This window comes from Paenarthrobacter sp. MSM-2-10-13, assembly GCF_011605365.1.
GTDB lineage: Bacteria > Actinomycetota > Actinomycetes > Actinomycetales > Micrococcaceae > Arthrobacter.
The window spans coordinates 183,276-200,376 of record NZ_JAAOXO010000006.1; the positions used below are offsets into that span (position 1 = coordinate 183,276).

Annotated in this window: 16 protein-coding genes; 13 read left to right on the plus strand and 3 right to left on the minus strand. The window is 61.7% G+C overall.

The window, feature by feature from the left end; genetic code table 11:
* Positions 1-75 precede the first annotated feature (75 nt).
* The 6 genes from HAV21_RS13840 to HAV21_RS13865 all read left to right on the plus strand — a co-directional run bounded on the left by HAV21_RS13840 (position 76) and on the right by HAV21_RS13865 (position 6,303).
* Positions 76-1,077: a substrate-binding domain-containing protein gene (locus tag HAV21_RS13840; RefSeq protein ID WP_166842109.1), complete on the plus strand. Its 1,002-nt coding sequence runs from the start codon at positions 76-78 to the stop codon at positions 1,075-1,077.
* Positions 1,078-1,140: 63 nt separating this feature from the next.
* Complete coding sequence (locus HAV21_RS13845; protein ID WP_105691435.1) at positions 1,141-2,190, plus strand: ABC transporter permease; 1,050 nt, start codon at positions 1,141-1,143, stop codon at positions 2,188-2,190.
* A 14-nt stretch (positions 2,191-2,204) separates the two neighbouring features.
* Positions 2,205-3,128: an ATP-binding cassette domain-containing protein gene (locus HAV21_RS13850; RefSeq protein ID WP_166842110.1), complete on the plus strand. Its 924-nt coding sequence runs from the start codon at positions 2,205-2,207 to the stop codon at positions 3,126-3,128.
* Between the two features lie 93 nt (positions 3,129-3,221).
* Complete coding sequence (locus HAV21_RS13855) at positions 3,222-4,220, plus strand: Gfo/Idh/MocA family oxidoreductase (protein ID WP_166842111.1); 999 nt, start codon at positions 3,222-3,224, stop codon at positions 4,218-4,220.
* Complete coding sequence (locus HAV21_RS13860; RefSeq protein ID WP_166842112.1) at positions 4,217-5,272, plus strand: Gfo/Idh/MocA family oxidoreductase; 1,056 nt, start codon at positions 4,217-4,219, stop codon at positions 5,270-5,272. Before HAV21_RS13855 ends, HAV21_RS13860 begins: the two co-directional genes overlap by 4 nt.
* Complete coding sequence (locus HAV21_RS13865; protein WP_142939323.1) at positions 5,269-6,303, plus strand: Gfo/Idh/MocA family oxidoreductase; 1,035 nt, start codon at positions 5,269-5,271, stop codon at positions 6,301-6,303. The genes HAV21_RS13860 and HAV21_RS13865 overlap by 4 nt, the downstream gene beginning before the upstream one ends.
* 67 nt (positions 6,304-6,370) lie before the next feature.
* Here the strand turns inward: HAV21_RS13865 and iolB are convergent, their stop codons facing one another.
* Both iolB and HAV21_RS13875 read right to left on the minus strand, forming a co-directional pair.
* Complete coding sequence (gene iolB / locus HAV21_RS13870; RefSeq protein WP_142939322.1) at positions 6,371-7,264, minus strand: 5-deoxy-glucuronate isomerase; 894 nt, start codon at positions 7,262-7,264, stop codon at positions 6,371-6,373.
* A 28-nt stretch (positions 7,265-7,292) separates the two neighbouring features.
* A complete protein-coding gene (locus HAV21_RS13875) occupies positions 7,293-8,033 on the minus strand; it encodes a GntR family transcriptional regulator (protein ID WP_062065541.1) in 741 nt (246 codons plus the stop codon).
* Between the two features lie 190 nt (positions 8,034-8,223).
* On the opposite strand from HAV21_RS13875, the gene HAV21_RS13880 reads away from it, so the two are divergent.
* From HAV21_RS13880 to HAV21_RS13910, 7 genes are all read left to right on the plus strand, one after another.
* On the plus strand, positions 8,224-8,649 hold the full coding sequence (locus HAV21_RS13880) for a ChaB family protein (RefSeq protein ID WP_142939450.1): 426 nt from the start codon (positions 8,224-8,226) through the stop codon (positions 8,647-8,649).
* Between the two features lie 148 nt (positions 8,650-8,797).
* Positions 8,798-9,820, plus strand: coding sequence for a 3-oxoacyl-ACP synthase III (locus tag HAV21_RS13885; RefSeq protein WP_142939321.1), 1,023 nt, complete (start codon positions 8,798-8,800; stop codon positions 9,818-9,820).
* On the plus strand, positions 9,814-12,534 hold the full coding sequence (locus HAV21_RS13890; protein WP_166842113.1) for an alpha/beta fold hydrolase: 2,721 nt from the start codon (positions 9,814-9,816) through the stop codon (positions 12,532-12,534). Before HAV21_RS13885 ends, HAV21_RS13890 begins: the two co-directional genes overlap by 7 nt.
* Positions 12,531-13,535 (plus strand): NAD-dependent epimerase/dehydratase family protein, encoded by a 1,005-nt coding sequence (locus tag HAV21_RS13895; RefSeq protein WP_142939319.1) that lies wholly within the window; start codon positions 12,531-12,533, stop codon positions 13,533-13,535. The genes HAV21_RS13890 and HAV21_RS13895 overlap by 4 nt, the downstream gene beginning before the upstream one ends.
* Positions 13,536-13,650: 115 nt before the next feature.
* Positions 13,651-15,132, plus strand: coding sequence for an APC family permease (locus HAV21_RS13900; RefSeq protein ID WP_142939318.1), 1,482 nt, complete (start codon positions 13,651-13,653; stop codon positions 15,130-15,132).
* Between the two features lie 93 nt (positions 15,133-15,225).
* On the plus strand, positions 15,226-15,432 hold the full coding sequence (locus HAV21_RS13905) for a DUF2945 domain-containing protein (protein ID WP_043470236.1): 207 nt from the start codon (positions 15,226-15,228) through the stop codon (positions 15,430-15,432).
* A 4-nt stretch (positions 15,433-15,436) separates the two neighbouring features.
* Positions 15,437-16,633 carry an FAD/NAD(P)-binding oxidoreductase gene (locus HAV21_RS13910; RefSeq protein WP_166842114.1) on the plus strand — a complete coding sequence of 399 codons (1,197 nt, stop codon included), beginning with the start codon at positions 15,437-15,439 and terminating at the stop codon, positions 16,631-16,633.
* A gap of 68 nt (positions 16,634-16,701) precedes the next feature.
* Here HAV21_RS13910 and HAV21_RS13915 read toward each other — a convergent pair whose 3' ends face one another.
* On the minus strand, positions 16,702-16,905 hold the full coding sequence (locus HAV21_RS13915) for a cold-shock protein (RefSeq protein ID WP_014921815.1): 204 nt from the start codon (positions 16,903-16,905) through the stop codon (positions 16,702-16,704).
* Between the last annotated feature and the right edge of the window lie 196 nt (positions 16,906-17,101).

Genomic DNA, 17,101 nt, shown 5'->3' on the forward strand with positions numbered 1-17,101 from the left:
TCACCATGATCTATGTAGGCGCAATCCGGTGGCTGCAAGGTGGCAGCCCGGAGCTGTAATCAAAGGAGATTCAAAGTGGGTAAATTTTCCTGGCGTAAAGCCGCCCTTGTGGCGGCAGTTGTACCGTTGCTCGCGTTGAGCGCGTGTTCCAGCAGTGGAGGCAAAACCGACGGATCGGGCAGCGGTGCCGGTGGCGGCCAAGTCGCCTCAACAGAACGCATCAAGGTGGCACTCATTACGCACGCTGCCCCCGGCGACACGTTCTGGGATATTCTCCGCAAAGGTGCCGAGGAAGCTGCCGCGAAGGACAACGTGGAATTGCTGTACACGTCCGACCCCGAAGGTGGCCGGCAGGCACAGTTGATCCAGCAGGCCATTGATCAGAAAGTGGCTGGCATTGCGGTCACTTTGGCTAAACCGGACGCGCTGAAGGATGTCCTGAAGAAAGCAGAAGACGCGGGTATTCCGGTGGTCAGCCTGAACTCCGGCGCAGATGTGTGGAAGCAGGTAGGCGCCTTCACGCACTTCGGTTCCGATGAGAACCTGGCCGGTGCTGCCGTAGGTGAGAAGCTCGCTTCACTGGGTGTGAAGCATCCAATCTGCGTGATCATGGAGCAGGGCAACGTCGCTCTTGACTCACGGTGTGCAGGCGTGAAATCCAAGGTCCCTGGGACGGAAAACCTCTTCGTGCAGGGCACCGATATGACCCAGGTTTCCTCCACCGTCACGGCAAAGCTTCAGGCAACGCCCGACGCGGACGCCATCATTGGCCTCGGCGCTCCGTTCACTCTGACCATCAACAAGGCAGTGGAGTCGCTGGGACTTCAAAGCAAAGTCAAAGTTGCATCTTTCGACATGAACGGCGAACTTGCCCAAGCCATCATAGATGGCAAGGTGGCCTTCACTGTTGACCAGCAGCCGTGGCTGCAGGGATACGGTGCAATCGATGCGCTGTGGCAGGTCAAACGTGGCGGAATCCACGTGGGCGGTGGACTTCCTGTTCTGACCGGACCATCAATCATCGATCAGTCTTCGGCTCCCGACGTCCTCAAGTTCGCCAAGGAAGGCATCCGCTAAGGATGCTCCCAGCGGGGTTCCCGGGACTCAAACCCGGGAACCCCGCCCTAGCAGGAGAAAGCCATGACACAGACCCTATCCAAAGCCCCCCTCCCCATACGCGATGAACGCATCGGCAAGCGCAATCCGCTCCAAAAAATGCTTGGGCGCCCGGAAGTTGGCGCACTCGTTGGAGCCATCGTCCTCTTTATCTTCTTCTCGTTGGTTTCCCCTACGTTTTTGCAGCCCGCATCATTCGCTACCGTCCTCTACGGAAGTTCCACTATCGGGATTATGGCCGTAGGCGTCTCCTTGCTGATGATCGGCGGAGAGTTCGACCTATCAACAGGCGTTGCGGTCATCAGTTCAGCCCTTACGGCATCCATGTTCAGTTGGTACTTCAGCACAAACGTCTGGGTGGGCGTTGGATTGGCCCTGCTGGTATCTCTGGCTATCGGCTATATCAACGGCTGGATCCTGATGAAGACCAAGCTTCCGAGCTTCATTGTCACCTTGGCCACGTTCCTGATGTTGACGGGTCTGAACCTCGGATTGACAAGGATGATCGGCGGCGGCGTTTCATCGCCCTCTATCTCTGACATGGATGGCTTTTCGTCAGCCCAGGCAGTTTTTGCATCGTCCGTGAACCTGGGTGGAGTTGAAGTCAAGATCACCGTCTTCATCTGGATTGCCCTCGTGGCCGTCGCCACGTGGGTGCTCATGCGTACCCGAGTGGGTAACTGGATCTTCGCAGTGGGAGGCGACGCGAATGCAGCCCGGGCGGTGGGCGTTCCAGTCAAGGCCACCAAGATCGGACTCTTCATGGGTGTGGGCTTCTGTGGCTGGATCCTGGGCATGCACAACCTTTTCGCCTTCGACTCAGTGCAGTCCGGCGAAGGCGTGGGCAACGAATTCCTGTACATCATTGCCGCTGTCATTGGCGGTTGCCTTCTGACCGGTGGCTACGGTTCAGCAGTGGGTGGTGCGATTGGCGCGTTCATCTTTGGCATGGCCAACAAGGGCATTGTTTACGCACAGTGGAACCCGGACTGGTTCAAGTTCTTCCTGGGTCTGATGCTGCTGCTCGCCACTATCGTCAACCTCATCGTCAAGCGCCGCGCGGAACTCAAGTAAAGGGACCCCGGAAAATGAATGCAAAAGCCATCGATCAGGAAACGCTGCTTCAGAATGAGCGTGATCCCCTCACCCACACACCCGTCCACCTTCTCTCCCTGGAAGGAGTGGGCAAGCACTACGGCAACATCATCGCGCTGAGTGAGGTCACCATGGCCGTGGACAACGGCCGCGTTACCTGTGTGCTGGGCGATAACGGCGCGGGCAAGTCCACGCTGATCAAAATCATCGCCGGTCTCCACCAGCACGACGACGGCGTCTTGAACATCATGGGTGAGGAACGAAAGTTCAGTTCCCCCCGCGATGCCCTGGACGCCGGCATCGCCACCGTGTACCAGGACCTTGCAGTGGTGCCGCTCATGCCTATTTGGCGGAACTTCTTCCTCGGATCCGAGATCACCAAAGGCTTCGGCCCATTTAAGTACATGGACGTCGAACAGATGAAGGCCATCACGCTCAAGGAACTGGCGGAGATGGGCATCGACCTTCGTGATGTTGAGCAACCCATCGGACAGCTCTCCGGAGGTGAACGCCAGTGCGTCGCGATTGCCCGCGCCGTGTACTTCGGCGCCAAGGTCCTCATTCTGGACGAACCCACGGCGGCCCTGGGCGTGAAGCAGTCGGGTGTGGTCCTGCGCTACATCCTCCAGGCCCGCGACCGCGGCCTCGGCGTCATCTTCATCACCCACAACCCGCACCATGCTTTCCCGGTGGGGGATCGGTTCCTTCTGCTCAAGCGCGGCAAGTCCATTGGGTACTACGACAAGAAGGACATCACCCTGGACGAACTCACGGCCCAGATGGCTGGTGGCGCTGAGCTTGCTGAACTCGCCCATGAGCTGGAACAGCTGGGAGGCCATGGCGACGTCGTAAAAGAGGTCAAGGCCGAAGTAGCGGACGTTGACAGCGTGAACGCCGGAAGCCCGAAGCACGCGTAAAAAGTGCACTGGCGGGTTCCTCCGGAGATCTCTTCGAAGGACCCCGCCAGCTGTGCACACGGCCCATTCACATCGTCAATAGAAGGGAACACCATGCCGATCAGGGTGGGTGTTATTGGCGCCGGAATCATGGGCGCAGACCACATCAGGAATCTTTCCACCAGTATTGGGGGTGCCGAAGTCACCTTCGTGGCAGATCTCGACGCCGGCCGGGCAGCGGCTGCTGCGCCACCGTTGGCACGCATCACCACGGACCCGACGGAATTGATCAACTCCAGCGACGTTGACGCGGTAGTCGTCGCCTCGCACGACTCGACACACGCGGGCCTTATCTCGGAATGCTTCGAAGCAATGACCCCGGTACTCTGCGAGAAGCCGTTGGCGCCCACGCTTCTTGAAAGCCTCGAAGTGGTGGCGGCCGATGCCGACATCGTGGCCGCGACCGGCGCTTCGTTGCTTTCCCTCGGCTTCATGCGGCGCTTTGACCCGGGCTATGTGGCACTTCGGCGCGCCGTGCAAGGCCGGGCACAGGGCGAGCCCCTCATGGTTCACTGCGTCAGCCGCAATGCCGCGGCAGGGCCCGGAACAACCGCAGAATCGGCCATCACCAACTCGGCCATTCACGAGCTGGACATCGTTCCCTGGCTCCTGGATTCTCCGGTCACGGAAGTCTCGTGGCAGGCCGGAAAAAGCACGCGACGTGCCGAAGCCGGACTGCAAGACCCGTCATTCATGATCCTCCGAACAGCTGACGGGACCCTAACAACGCTGGAGCTCTACCTGAATGCGCAGTACGGGTACACCACCCGCTGTGAGGTGGTTTCCGAGCTAGGCACCACGTCACTTCAGGAATCGTCCTTGCTGGGCATCGAACAAGATGGAGTCCGGCAGGCCTCCATCCCTGCGGACTGGCGACCCCGCTTCGCCGACGCGTACCGGATCCAGCTGCAAGCGTGGGTCTCAGCACTTGCAGGCGGAGAAGCGCCGCCCCTCGCCGGTGCACAGGACGGACTCAACGCTGCCCTGGTTGCCCAAGCCATGATCCAGTCGCTGCACAGCGACGGGTCGTCGACCAAAGTCAGTTACTCGTGACCCAACCCACGCTTCCGCACTCACGCGTGCCCGAATCCCGTGATGCTCCCGGCCTGCGATGGGGCATCATGGGCCCGGGATGGATTGCCGAACGGTTCACCGAATCCATCCAAGCGCATACCGGGCAGGTGATAGCCGCCGTCGGATCCCGATCCCTGAACCGGTCCAAGGCCTTCGCGGAGGCCTTTAGCGTCCCCGCCGCCTACGGAAGCTACCAGGAACTCGCCGCAGCCCCGGACGTGGACATCGTCTATGTGTGTACGCCCCATACCGGCCATCACCCGGCCGCCGTCATGGCCATCGAGGCCGGCAAGCACGTCCTGGTTGAAAAGCCGATCGGACTCGACGCCGGCCAGGCGCGTGATATCGCTGCGCGGGCCGAGGCTGCCGGCGTCTTCGCCGCCGAGGCCATGTGGACGTTCTTCCTTCCAAAATTCGATGTGATCCGGCAGATACTCGATGCCGGAACGCTGGGCACCATCACCACCGTGGTTGCCGAGTATGGCGAGCATTTTGATCGCTCGCACCGCATTTTTGATGCGGAACTGGCTGGTGGTCCTCTTCTTGATCTGGGCACGTACCCCCTGGCCCTGATCACGGAGGTGCTGGGAAGTCCGCACCGGCTCCATGCCATTGGTCAGGCACATGAGTCCGGGGTCAACGCCCAACTATCGGCCGTCATGACGTTCGACGGCGGCGGGCAGGCTGTGGTGAACACTCACCTGCACAACTTCACGCCCACCACAGCCACGATTGTTGGCTCCAAGGCCACCCTGGCGATCGAGGGCCCGTTCAACATGCCCGGCCCGTTCGAGGTCAGGTTTCCTGACGGGACCCGCCTGCGTCACGAAGAACCAGCCGGCGGACACTTCGAGGGCCTTCACTTTGAGGCCGCAGCGGTGGCCCGGGCAGTTGTGGCGGGCAGCACGCAGATCAGCCAACGGACGCTGGCGGCCTCCATCCGCACCCTGGACGTGGCCGATGAGATTCGCCGCCAACTGGGCGTGGTGTTCACGACTCCGGAAACTCCTACCTTTGAAGGAAAAATATGAAAGATGTCATTCTTGGTCTCGTTGGTGTGGGACGCATCGGCGTCATGCATGCCAACAACATGGTCGCTCTCAATGAAACGCTCCGGGACAGGGGCGTCAATGTCCGCCTGAAGCTCACGGACGTTGCCACGGACCATGCCCGCTCAGTCGCAGTCGGATTGGGCGCTGAGTTCTTCCCCTCCGTGGCCGAACTGTTGGGCTCCGGTGTGGACGGCTTGGTCATTGCCACGGGTACGGCGACCCACCCGGAGCTGATCCGTGCCGGAGTGGACGCAGGAATCCCGGTCTTCTGCGAAAAGCCTGTGGCCATGAACGTTTCGGACGCACTGCCTGTGCTGGATTACATCAGGGACAACAACGGCGTGGTGCAAATCGGCCATCAACGACGCTTCGACTCCGGCTATCTGGAAGCCAAGCGCGCGTACCAGGCCGGCGAATTGGGTTGGATCCACTCGCTGCGCGCCGTCACGTGCGATATGACGCCGCCACCGGTCGATTTCCTGGCAACGTCCGGTGGGTTGTTCCGGGACTGTTCCGTCCATGACTTCGACATTCTTCGCTGGCTGACGGGCCGCGAAATCGTGGAGGTCTATGCCAAGGGATCCAACAACGGTGATCCAGCCATTGGGGAAGTAGGCGACGTGGACACGGCTTTGGCGCTCATTACGTTCGACGACGGCACGGTGGGAACGGTTTCTGCCAGCCGCTACAACGGGGCCGGCCATGATGTGCGGTTGGAGATTCAAGGCTCACGCAGGACGGTCATGGTGGGCTTGGACGAGAAGTCCGCTGTGGCTTCGGCTGAGGCCGCGGTCGCTTTCCCCGACGGGGATCCGCACCAGACGTTCGCAGAGCGCTTTGACCAGGCGTACCGTTCCGAGATGGTCGCATTTGTGGAGCTGGTGATGGGTGAGCGTGAGAACCCGTGCACCCCGGAGGACGCGGTGGCAGCCTCCCGTGTGGCAGACGCCGCCCAGGAATCACTGGCAACAGGTGTTCCCGTGAAAGTCGCCCTCAAAGTGTCCAGCTAACATCACTGACCAAAAAAGGCCCTCCCCGCATCCGGTGGACGCGGGGAGGGCCTTCCTATGACGATAGCTAGGCGCCGAAGGGTAACCGGGGGTCGATGTCCTGGCCTTCCCAGCTCTGCCGCACCCAACCATGATGGGGGTCGTCGCTGATCAGCCATTCACGGACGGGACCCGGGCCTGCCATGACGTTGAGGTAGTACATGTCATAGCCCGGTGCTGCCATCGCGGGACCATGCCAGCCGTAGGGGACCAAAACAACGTCACCGGTACGTACTTCAGCTGAAACGTCAATGGGCCGCTCGTCGGAGGCGTACACCCGCTGGTATCCGATCGCGTCGGCGTCGGTCGGTGCGCCGGAACCTGCGGCCACCTGCGTTTCGAAGTAGTAGATCTCCTCGAGGTGGGTCTCGCCGTCCTTTTCCTCATCGTGCTTGTGAGGGGGATAGGAGGACCAGTTACCAGCGGGGGTAATGACCTCGCACACAATAAAGCGGTCCGCCTCCAGTGCAGCCGGTGTGCCGAAGTTGTGCACTTGGCGCGAACAGTTGCCGGCGCCCCTCAATTCCACGGGTGTCTCAGCAGCGGTCACCAGTCGGGTGGGGTACGAGACATCGGCAGGGGCCGTTGCGATGGCGACGCGGCCGCCGTCGGACGAGCTGATGGTGACGGACTTTCCGGTGCCTGAGTACAGGACGTCGCTGGGTCCGTGGAACACGGAGGACCTGCCTCCAAGGGCGTGGTCGACGCCGTCGACAGTAACGGTGAAGGCGCCGTTGAGCGGCACCACAATGCGCTCCTCAGCAACCCCAGGGAGGTCGACGGCGGCGCCTGACGCGATGGTGGCGACCTTGAGGCCGGTATGTGCCCAGCCGTCTACAGCAATGGCGGAATCGGAAGTGCCGAGCGAGATGTCCCACACGCCGTGCGCGGCAGAACCCAAGGGGTAAACCCAATTGGTCATGGAAGCTGAATCCTTTGTATGAGGTGTACTAGCGCTGTACGAGTGTCATTTCGAAACTGTAGGAATCGGCGCGGTAAACGTGGTGGCCGGTTTCCACATGGCGGCCGGTATCGTCCACCGCGGTGCGCTCCATGGTGACCAAAGCGGAATTTACGTCGGTCTCCAGGAGAGGTGCTTGGTAATCATTGGCGATCATGGCACCGATGCGTTGAGTCGCTAGGCGGAAGTTGACGCCACCTCTGCGCAGGATCGAGTACAGGCCCTCTGCTCCCAGCATGGCTTCGTCCATGGTGGCGATGTCATCGCGCACCCAGTTCTCCATCAAGGCCAGTGGTTTGCCACCTACTTTGCGCAGTCGGGTGAAGTGGTACACCTTGGAACCGGCAGGCAGCTCAAGCGCCGCGAGGGTGGCGGCGTCGGCTTCTTCATGGGAAAAGCTCAGCACGGTGGTGGTGGGCTTCTTGCCGTTGTTGGTCAGATCGTCAAAGAGGCTGGAGAGTTCCAGGGGGCGGCGAACCTGACTGGATACCACTTGTGTTCCGACGCCGCGTTTGCGGACCAGCAGGCCGGAACGAACCAGTTCGTCCATGGCCTTGCGCATGGTGGGCCTGGAAAGGTTGAGCTGGGCCGCGAGGTCGATCTCGTTCTCAAGGCGGCTGCCAGGCTCCAAGACCCCGCTGTGGATGGCGGCCTCGATACCCTGTACTACCTGGTGATAGAGGGGCACGGGAGAGGAGCGGTCGATGTTGAGACCAAGTTTAGTCACCACTGGATACCCCGGTTTTCAGGCTCCGCCCCTTGCCCCAGTGCGGGTGGCAGAGGATTGTAGCCATTTGTTCGCTTGATAGGACATACTTTCTCTCTTGATGGTAGCAGCCAACTTTCGGTGGTCAAATGGCCGCGCTTCACATCAGACTTGAATCAACCGAAGACATCTACGAGCTAGGGAGTTGGAGACCATGCCCAAGACCGGAAAAAACGACCACGCCCGCAAAGACGAAGTGCCATCCACCCTGCAGCGCTCGGAACAGAAAGCCCAGGACACTTTTGCCAAGACCTACGATTCGGCAATGGAAAGCTATGACAACGATTCCGGCCGGGCGGCCCGGACTGCTTTCGCGGCTCTGAAGCACAGTTACGAGAAAGTGGGCGACCACTGGGAGCCCAAAGAGGAGCGCGGACCTTCCGACAACCATGCGGAGGAAGGGGTGGACTCCACCAAGCCCACGGCCGGCGGAGTGGATGCCAACGCCTCCAAGGAGCACCTCTACAGGCGGGCGAAGGAAATGGACATCAAGGGTCGTTCAACCATGAACAAAAAGGAGTTGGTGGAAGCGCTGCAGAAGGCCAACGACGCCGCAACCAGGAAGGCCCGGGAAGGCTAGCCCCATCATCACGCCGGGTCTTGAGGTGGTCCGCGGTGGCCCAAATATGCAGGAACGGGTTGTCACCGGCATAGTTAACGTCTTGGGGTTGCACTTTATGGGTACAGTCACCGCATGAAGGCAGGACAGAAACGAACAGGGGCTTAACTTGGCAGGGAATGCGACCTTCCGGCACAGCAACACCGCGCTGCTCTCGGTGAGCAGTGTAGAGGCTCCGAGGATAGTGAGCTCTACGGATTTCGACCGGAGATTGGCTTCGACCCTGCAGAGGCTGAAGTTTCCACCGCGATTGCTTGAGCGGGTTGCGGGTATCACCCACCGCCGTTGGTGGGCCGCCGGAACGTCGTTTGATGATGCTGCAGTGGAAGCGGGCGCCAAGGCACTGGCTGAGGCCGGCGTTGAAGCTTCGGAAATCGGCTTGCTGATCAACACGTCAGTGACGAGGCGCAACCTCGAACCCTCTGTGGCGGTCAAGATCCACCACGAGCTTGGCCTGCCGTCGTCGGCCATGAATTTTGACCTGGCCAACGCCTGCCTCGGTTTCGTGAATGGCCTGATACTGGCGGCCAACATGATTGATTCGGGGCAGATCAAGTACGCCGTCATCGTCAATGGAGAAGACGCGCAGGGTACTCAGGAAGCCACCTTGGCCCGGCTCCAGCGTCCTGAAACCACTCGGGAAGACTTCAACCGCGAGTTTGCCACGTTGACGCTGGGATCGGGTGCTGCCGCTGCGGTGCTGGGCCCTGCCGATGAGCACCCGGGCGCGCACCGGCTTGTGGGAGGAGTCATGCGTGCAGGAACGGAACACCACGAACTGTGCGTTGGAGGCATCGATGGCATGTCCACGGACACCAAGGGACTGCTCGACGGCGGCCTGCAGCTTGTGGTGGATGCCTGGCATGAGGCGCAGCCCGAGTGGGATTGGGCAAGCATGGACCGCTACGTCACCCATCAAGTCAGCAACGCCTATACCCAGGCAATCATCAACGCCATAGACCTGGACGCGGACAAGGTTCCCATCACCTTCCCGCATTGGGGCAACGTGGGTCCTGCATCGCTTCCCATGACACTCGCGGCCCAGGCGCAGTCTCTGACGACCGGCGACCGGGTCCTGTGCATGGGTGTGGGTTCCGGACTGAACGCAGGAATGGTGGAAATCGTTTGGTAGCCGCCAAGTGGCCCGGCGTAGACCCGCAATGGTCCCGGACAATCCGGGTAAGGTCCACATCGGAGGTGGACGATCCGGGCGCAATTCGCCGCTGGCATGTGCTCGATAACGGCGACCAGCTCACGCGCAGTGAACTGACACCGATCGGAACCTTGCTGTGCGTACACGGCAACCCCACTTGGTCGTATCTGTGGCGGACACTGGTCAGTGCGGGAGCAAGCCCGGCCCATCCATGGCGCGTAATTGCCGTAGACCAACTTGACATGGGCTACTCAGAACGCACCGGCACCTTCCGGCGCTTGGCGGACCGGATCAACGATCTCGGTGACCTCACGGATGCACTGGGCCTGGAAGGGCCAGTGGTTACGGTGGGCCATGACTGGGGTGGAGTGATCAGCGCGGGCTGGGCGCTGGAACACCCGCAGCTCCTTGCAGGAATGGTACTGACCAACACCGCTGTCCACCATCCTTCCGATACTCCCATCCCATCGGCTCTTCGGCTGGCCCTGCACCCTGCCGTGCACCGGTGGGGCACTATGACCTCCGACGCCTTCCTGCGTGTGACGCATTCACTGGCCAATCCGCCGCTTCCCTCCGATGTGGGCAGGGCATTTATGGCGCCTTACCGCGGAGCCGGCCGGCGGGCCGGAGTGGGGAATTTCGTCGCGGACATTCCCGCAAACGCCTCCCATCCCAGCTTCCCCGCGCTCACACGCGTGGCGGAAGGCTTGCGCGGGCTGAACGTGCCGGCCCTGATGCTCTGGGGCCCGAAGGATCCGATCTTCTCCGACCGGTACCTCAAAGACCTCATCAGCCGCCTTCCGCACACGGATGTGCATCGCTTCGAAGGTGCCGGACATCTCGTGGCGGAAGACAGGGACATCGCCACGCCGGTGTTTGACTGGCTTGCTGCGCACAGTGGCTCCATAAGCGGCGATAGCTCTCACGTGGTGCCCTCTGCTACCCGCGGCCTCCCGCCCAGGGATCCGGCCGAAGGAGGGGCCACAACATTCCGACCCCTCTGGGACTCGCTCGGCGAACTGGCCGCTGGACCATCGAAGGACGACGTCGCCGTCGTTGAAATGGCACCCGATGGAAGCATGAGCCGAACACTGAACTGGCGTCAGCTGGACCAGCGCATTCTGGACATGGTGGAGGGCCTGAGGGAAGCCGGCGTGGGTCAAGGGAGCCGCGTGAGCTTGATGGTTCCGCCCGGAACCGACCTCACAGTTGCCCTCTACTCCTGCCTGAGATTGGGGGCGGTGGTGGTCGTCGCCGACGCCGGACTCGGTACCAAGGGCATGAGTCGCGCCGTGAAGGGCGCCACCGCAGACTTCCTGATCGGCATCGATAAGGCACTGGCGGCCGCTTCGGTGCTTGGGTGGCCGGGACGCCGCATCAGCATTCGGGACCTCCCGCGGGTCCGTCGTCGAATCCTGGGTGTCGAGACGTCGCTGGATGCCCTGGCAAAGACCGGGGCACTAAGCCGCGCAACCAGCGGTGCGAAGCGCGTGGAAGGCCACCACGTGGTAGCCGTGGACCCGGATGCGCCATCTGCCGTGCTCTTCACCTCCGGTTCCACCGGACCAGCCAAAGGCGTCCTCTACACGCACCGGCAGCTTGCCGCGATGCGGGACACGGTTGCCGCTACTTTCGGGATCGGTGCCGGTGCACGGCTGGTGGCTGGTTTCGCCCCCTTTGCGTTGCTGGGGCCGGCGCTCGGAGCCGTCTCGGTGACCCCCGCCATGGACGTTACAGCCCCCCGGACTTTGACAGCCCGGGCACTGGCGGTTGCCGTTGCTGCCATTGACGCCACCGTGGTCTTCGCGTCCCCGGCGGCTTTGCGTAACGTGGTTGCCACCCGGGATAACCTCAGTGGCTCCCAGGCGTTGGCTCTTGGTAACGTGAAGATGCTTCTATCCGCCGGCGCGCCCGTCCCTGAGTCCCTCCTTGCGGAGGTACAAGTGTTGATGCCCGGAGCTTCCCTCCATACCCCTTATGGGATGACTGAGGCGTTGCCGGTCACTGACATCAGCTTTGAAGAGATTCAGGCGGCAAGCGCTGATGCTGCCGCCGGGACCGTCCCGGGCGCCGGCAACGGAGTCTGTGTGGGCGTGCCCGTCCACGGAGCCCGGTTGGCGATCGTTCCGCTGGCGGCCGATGGGACCGCGTCGGGAGAGCACCGTGGCACTGAGGCCGGGGTGACCGGAGAGATCCTGGTCAGCGCGCCGCACGTCAAAGAAGCCTATGACAGGCTCTGGATGACGCAACGGAAGAGCACCAGCCTGACCGGGTGGCATGCCACGGGCGATGTAGGTCACTTCGACGCCGCAGGCCGACTGTGGGTGGAGGGGCGCCTTGCCCATGTGGTGACGGCGCCCGGGGGTGCGGTGACTCCAGTTGGTGCCGAACAATCCATCGAACGCCTGGACGCCGTGCGAATGGCCGCCATCGCCGGAGTCGGTCCGAGAGGCACACAGGCTGTGGTGGCCGTGGTGGAGACCGTGCCTGCGGTTCCCAAAGCCGGCCCGGCTGAGCCGCAACTCGCAGGGAGCGTCCGTCGAGCAGCTGCCGAGGCCGGCGTTGATGTCAGCGCTGTGCTCGTAGTCCCTGCGCAGCCCACAGATATCAGGCATAACGCCAAGATCGACAGGACGCGTCTGGCACGTTGGGCTTCGCAGGTGCTGGCCGGCGGCCGCACGGGGAAGCCGTGAGGGTCCTCGTCACTGGTGCCAGCGGACTCCTCGGCGGCGAGGTGGCCCGGCAGTTGGTGCATCAAGGCCATGATGTGGCTTCGTTTCAGCGCCGCTCGTCAGGGGTGGATGGCGTGGAAGATTTCCGCGGATCCATCAACGACGACGCTGCCCTCCGCCGGGCAGTGGACGGTGCGGAGGGACTCATACACCTTGCTGCCAAAGTTTCCATCACCGGGCGCCCCGCTCAGTTCCAAGCAGTAAATGTTGAAGGAACCCGCAGCTTGCTCCACCATGCCAAGGCGGCCGGTGTGCGGGACGTTGTCTACGTCTCGTCGCCATCTGTGGCCCATTCCGGAGCAGCCATTATGGGAGCGGGTGCGGAGAAGGCTGACCCGCGGCATGCACGCGGAGATTATGCCCGCACCAAGGCTGAGGCTGAATTACTGGCCCTCGCAGCGGATGGATCCCACTTGCGGGTAGCAGGAGTGCGGCCCCACATTGTGTGGGGCCCCGGCGACACCCAGTTGGTTGAGCGCGTCCTGGCTCGCGCCAGCCACGGCCGCTTACCGTTGTTGGACTCCGGCGCTGCCCTGATCGACACAACATACGTGGACAATGCGGCATCGGCCATCGTCGCAGCGCTGCACCGCATGGAGCACGTTCATGGCAAGGCTGTGGTGGTGAGTAATGGCGAGCCCCGGCCCATCGGGGAGCTATTGTCAGGCATTTGTGCAGCTGGCGGCGTGGCCCCGCCGTCGTGGTCTGTGCCTGGTGGGCTGGCACGGGCTGCCGGGGCAGTAGTGGAAAGGGTGTGGACCTGGGCCGGACGCAAAGAGGAGCCGCCCATGACCCGGTTCCTGGCCGAGCAGCTCTCCACCGCCCACTGGTTTGACCAACGCTTAACCCGTGAACTCCTCAACTGGACACCTGATGTATCCGTTGATGAAGGACTGGCCAGGCTGACTGAGTATTACGGTTCGCGTACTTCGGTGACCGGGGACTCAGGGCAACTTCGCTAGGGCTGTTCCGGCTTTTCACCGGACGGTGTTGCCAAACCCGGGCCTCGGGATCACAGTGAGATAAATCAGATCACTGACACGGTTCGAGGGACCGTGTACGGGCCGGGGGTGGACCATGAGCACCACGTCAGACGACGCCTTGGAAGCAACGCCAGCAGGTGAGGAGCCGGAGCTTAAACGCGTGCTTGGACCCAAACTGCTCCTCCTCTTTATTGTGGGCGACATTCTGGGGGCCGGGGTCTATGCGGTCACCGGCACAATGGCAGGGACAGTGGGTGGGATCGTTTGGTTGCCGTTCCTGCTGGCCTTTGTGGTGGCCACTCTTACCGCGTTTTCCTATCTTGAGCTGGTGACGCAGTACCCCCAGGCCGCCGGCGCAGCGCTCTACACGCATAAGGCCTTCGGGATCCATTTCGTGACCTTCCTCGTGGCGTTCGCCGTTGTCTGCTCCGGCATCACCAGTGCCTCGACCTCTGCCAACGTCCTTGCCCAGAACTTCTTTGGTGGCCTTCAAATCAACGGCTGGATGGAGGTTCCTGACCGCGGCGTGATCACCGCGGTGGCTTTGGGATTCATGCTGCTGCTGGCAGCGATCAACCTGCGTGGCGTGGGGGAGAGCGTGAAGTTCAACGTCATTCTCACGGCAGTGGAGGTAGTCGCCCTTTGCATCGTCATTGCGGTTGGCTTCTTCGTCATGGCACAGGGAACCGGCAACGTTCAGGAAATTTTCGTGTTCACCGACTACCAGGACAAGGGGCTGTTCCTGGCTGTCACTGCCGCCACGTCCATTGCCTTTTTCGCCATGGTCGGCTTCGAGGACTCCGTCAACATGGTTGAAGAGACCAGGAACCCGGAGCGGATTTTTCCCCGCACCATGCTGACAGGTCTTGGTATCGCGGTGATCCTCTACATGCTGGTAGCTGTGTCTGTGGTCAGTGTGCTCACCCCGGCCGAGCTCGGAGAGATCAGGGAAGCCGAAGGAGCGGCACTCCTTGAAGTGGTGCACAAAGGTTCCCCTGATTTTCCCATCGACAAGATCTTTCCCTTCCTCGCTGTCTTCGCCGTAGCGAACACAGCATTGATCAACATGTTGATGGCGAGCCGGCTGATTTACGGCATGGCGCGCCAACACGTTCTGCCGCGGTCTTTGGGGCGGGTATTGCCCGGTCGCCGGTCGCCATGGGCCGGTATCCTGTTCTCCACCGTCCTTGCCTTGGGGCTGATCTGGTACGTCAGCAGCGACCCCTCAAGCAACATCGTGGCGAATCTTTCCGGAACCACGGCCTTCCTGCTGCTGTGCGTGTTCACCCTGGTTAATGTGGCATGTGTTGTTCTCCGCCGAAAGCGCGATCCGCACCGGAAGGTCTTCTTCACCTCGCCCGGTCAGCTGCCTTTGGTGGCCGCACTCTTGTGTGCCTTCCTCGCTGGTCCGTGGGTGGGAAGGAACCTCATCCAGTACCAAGTGGCGGGCGGGCTGATGGCCATCGGCGTGGTGCTGTGGTTCATTACCTGGTTGATCACCCGGAAGACCAACACCGGGGGGAGAGGACCAGGTGGAGCAGCAGTTGACGCCGATGGCCAGGGACAACAGCAGTGAACCTTGAGACATAGATGATCATCATGCTTACTATTGTGGAGAAGTCGACGTTGACCAGGGTCACCCCCGGCCGAGACCACACTAGGAGCGGACATGGCACTGAGCAAGGGAACACGCGTGGAGTGGAACACCCCGCAGGGCAAGACGCACGGAAAGATCGTGGAGAAGAAGACCAGCGACTTTGTGCTGGACGGCAACAAGCACGTGGCCAGCGAAGACGAGCCGCAGTATGTGGTGGAGTCAGCTAAGACCGGAGCCAGGGCAGCGCACAAGGGCTCCGCTTTGACCGAGAAGAGCTAGCGGAATGGCGCGCCGGCACGAGGTCGTCATCATCGGCGGCGGCAATGGAGGCGTGTCCCTGGCCGCCCGGTTGAAGCGGTACGGCGTCCAGGACATCGCCCTCATCGAACCCAAGGAACACCATTTATACCAGCCCTTGTTCTCCCACATCGCCGGTGGCCGTGCGCAAGTCAAGGAAGCCGTCCGGAGCCAGGAATCCGTAACCCCAATGGGCGTCGCCTGGATCAAGGACAAGGCAGCGAATGTGGACGCGAAGGCCAACTCGGTGACGCTGGCTTCCGGCTCCGAAGTAACCTACGAGCACCTTGTTCTCTGCCCGGGGCTGCAGTACAACTGGGACGCCGTTCCGGGGCTGGCCGAGGCAGTGCACTCACCCTATGGCTCCTCTCACTACGAGTTCGAGCTCGCACCCAAGCTCTGGACGCTGTTGAGCTCCATGAGGTCGGGCACCGTCATCTTTACCATGCCTTCGGGTCCGGTTAAATGTGCCGGGGCCAGTCAGAAGCCGATGTATCTGGCCTGTGACTACTGGAAGGAACAGGGCGTCCTGGACAACATCCGGGTTGTCATGGTCCAGCCCTATCCCACAGTGTTCGGCATTCCCGAGGTTGACCGGGAGCTGGACCGCAAGATTGCCGAGTACGCAATAGAACTGCGGACAAACAGCGAGCTGGTGGCGGTAAACCCTGCCAGCCGCACGGCAACCATTCGGAATAGCGCTGACAACACGTCAGAGGACCTCTCCTATGATGTCCTCAACGCCGTCCCGCCCCAGTCCGCGCCGGATTGGCTCAAAGCCACTGACTTGCCGGCGGTAGGGGACGAGCACGGCTTCGTGGAGGTGGACACCCGGACGTTGCGGCACCCCAGGTACCCGAATGTCTGGTCGCTGGGCGACGCTGCAGGGACCGCCAATTCGAAAGCCGGCGGTGCGCTGCGCAAGCAGGCCAAGGTCCTGGCGAAGAACCTGCTTTCGGCCCGCAAGGGCGAACCGCTGAGCCAAAAGTACAATGGTTACTCCGTATGCCCGTTCACCGTTTCGCGGAACACGGTGGTCTTTGCCGAGTTTGACCACCACTACCAACCCATGCCGACCATTCCAAAGGTAGCCACGTGGAAGGAAAGCCGGCTCTCCTGGTGGGTGGACCGAGATATGTTCCCGCAGGTCTACTGGCACCTGATCCTCAAAGGCCGGGCGTAAAAACACCAGGAGACCGGTGAGGCCGCTAGGCCCCGCCGGTCTCCTGGTGTGACATTTATGTACTGAACTTAGGCGGGCTGAATATTCTCCGCCTGCGGACCCTTGGGACCCTGCGTGATGTCGAATTGGACCTTCTGGTTTTCCTCCAGCGAACGGTATCCGCTCGACGTAATTGCTGAGTAGTGAGCAAACACGTCAGGGCCTCCATCGTCCGGGGCGATGAATCCGAAACCCTTTTCAGCGTTAAACCACTTAACTGTTCCTGTTGCCATGCCTTAATTTCCTTCACCCGGTCGCCGGTCGGTCCCGCTGGTCGGTTTGCCGTCCCTGCCACTCACGCTACGAGCCTATGGGCCGCTTCGGCTGGGGGCAACACCTTGGCGGAGTCGCGTACACCTAAGTAAGAGGAGTGCACGACGGCGGGATACCGCCGTCGTGCGCTTGTTGCGTTTGCAGGGGCTGCTTCAG

Bases quoted from the DNA above. Each gene is read 5' to 3' on its own strand.
- HAV21_RS13845 (WP_105691435.1), top strand. From the start codon at position 1,141: ATGACACAGACCCTATCCAAAGCCCCCCTCCCCATACGCGATGAACGC.
- HAV21_RS13850 (WP_166842110.1), top strand. From the start codon at position 2,205: ATGAATGCAAAAGCCATCGATCAGGAAACGCTGCTTCAGAATGAGCGT.
- HAV21_RS13855 (WP_166842111.1), top strand. From the start codon at position 3,222: ATGCCGATCAGGGTGGGTGTTATTGGCGCCGGAATCATGGGCGCAGAC.
- HAV21_RS13865 (WP_142939323.1), top strand. From the start codon at position 5,269: ATGAAAGATGTCATTCTTGGTCTCGTTGGTGTGGGACGCATCGGCGTC.
- iolB (WP_142939322.1), bottom strand. From the start codon at position 7,264: ATGACCAATTGGGTTTACCCCTTGGGTTCTGCCGCGCACGGCGTGTGG.
- HAV21_RS13880 (WP_142939450.1), top strand. From the start codon at position 8,224: ATGCCCAAGACCGGAAAAAACGACCACGCCCGCAAAGACGAAGTGCCA.
- HAV21_RS13900 (WP_142939318.1), top strand. From the start codon at position 13,651: ATGAGCACCACGTCAGACGACGCCTTGGAAGCAACGCCAGCAGGTGAG.
- HAV21_RS13905 (WP_043470236.1), top strand. From the start codon at position 15,226: ATGGCACTGAGCAAGGGAACACGCGTGGAGTGGAACACCCCGCAGGGC.
- HAV21_RS13910 (WP_166842114.1), top strand. From the start codon at position 15,437: ATGGCGCGCCGGCACGAGGTCGTCATCATCGGCGGCGGCAATGGAGGC.
- HAV21_RS13915 (WP_014921815.1), bottom strand. From the start codon at position 16,905: ATGGCAACAGGAACAGTTAAGTGGTTTAACGCTGAAAAGGGTTTCGGA.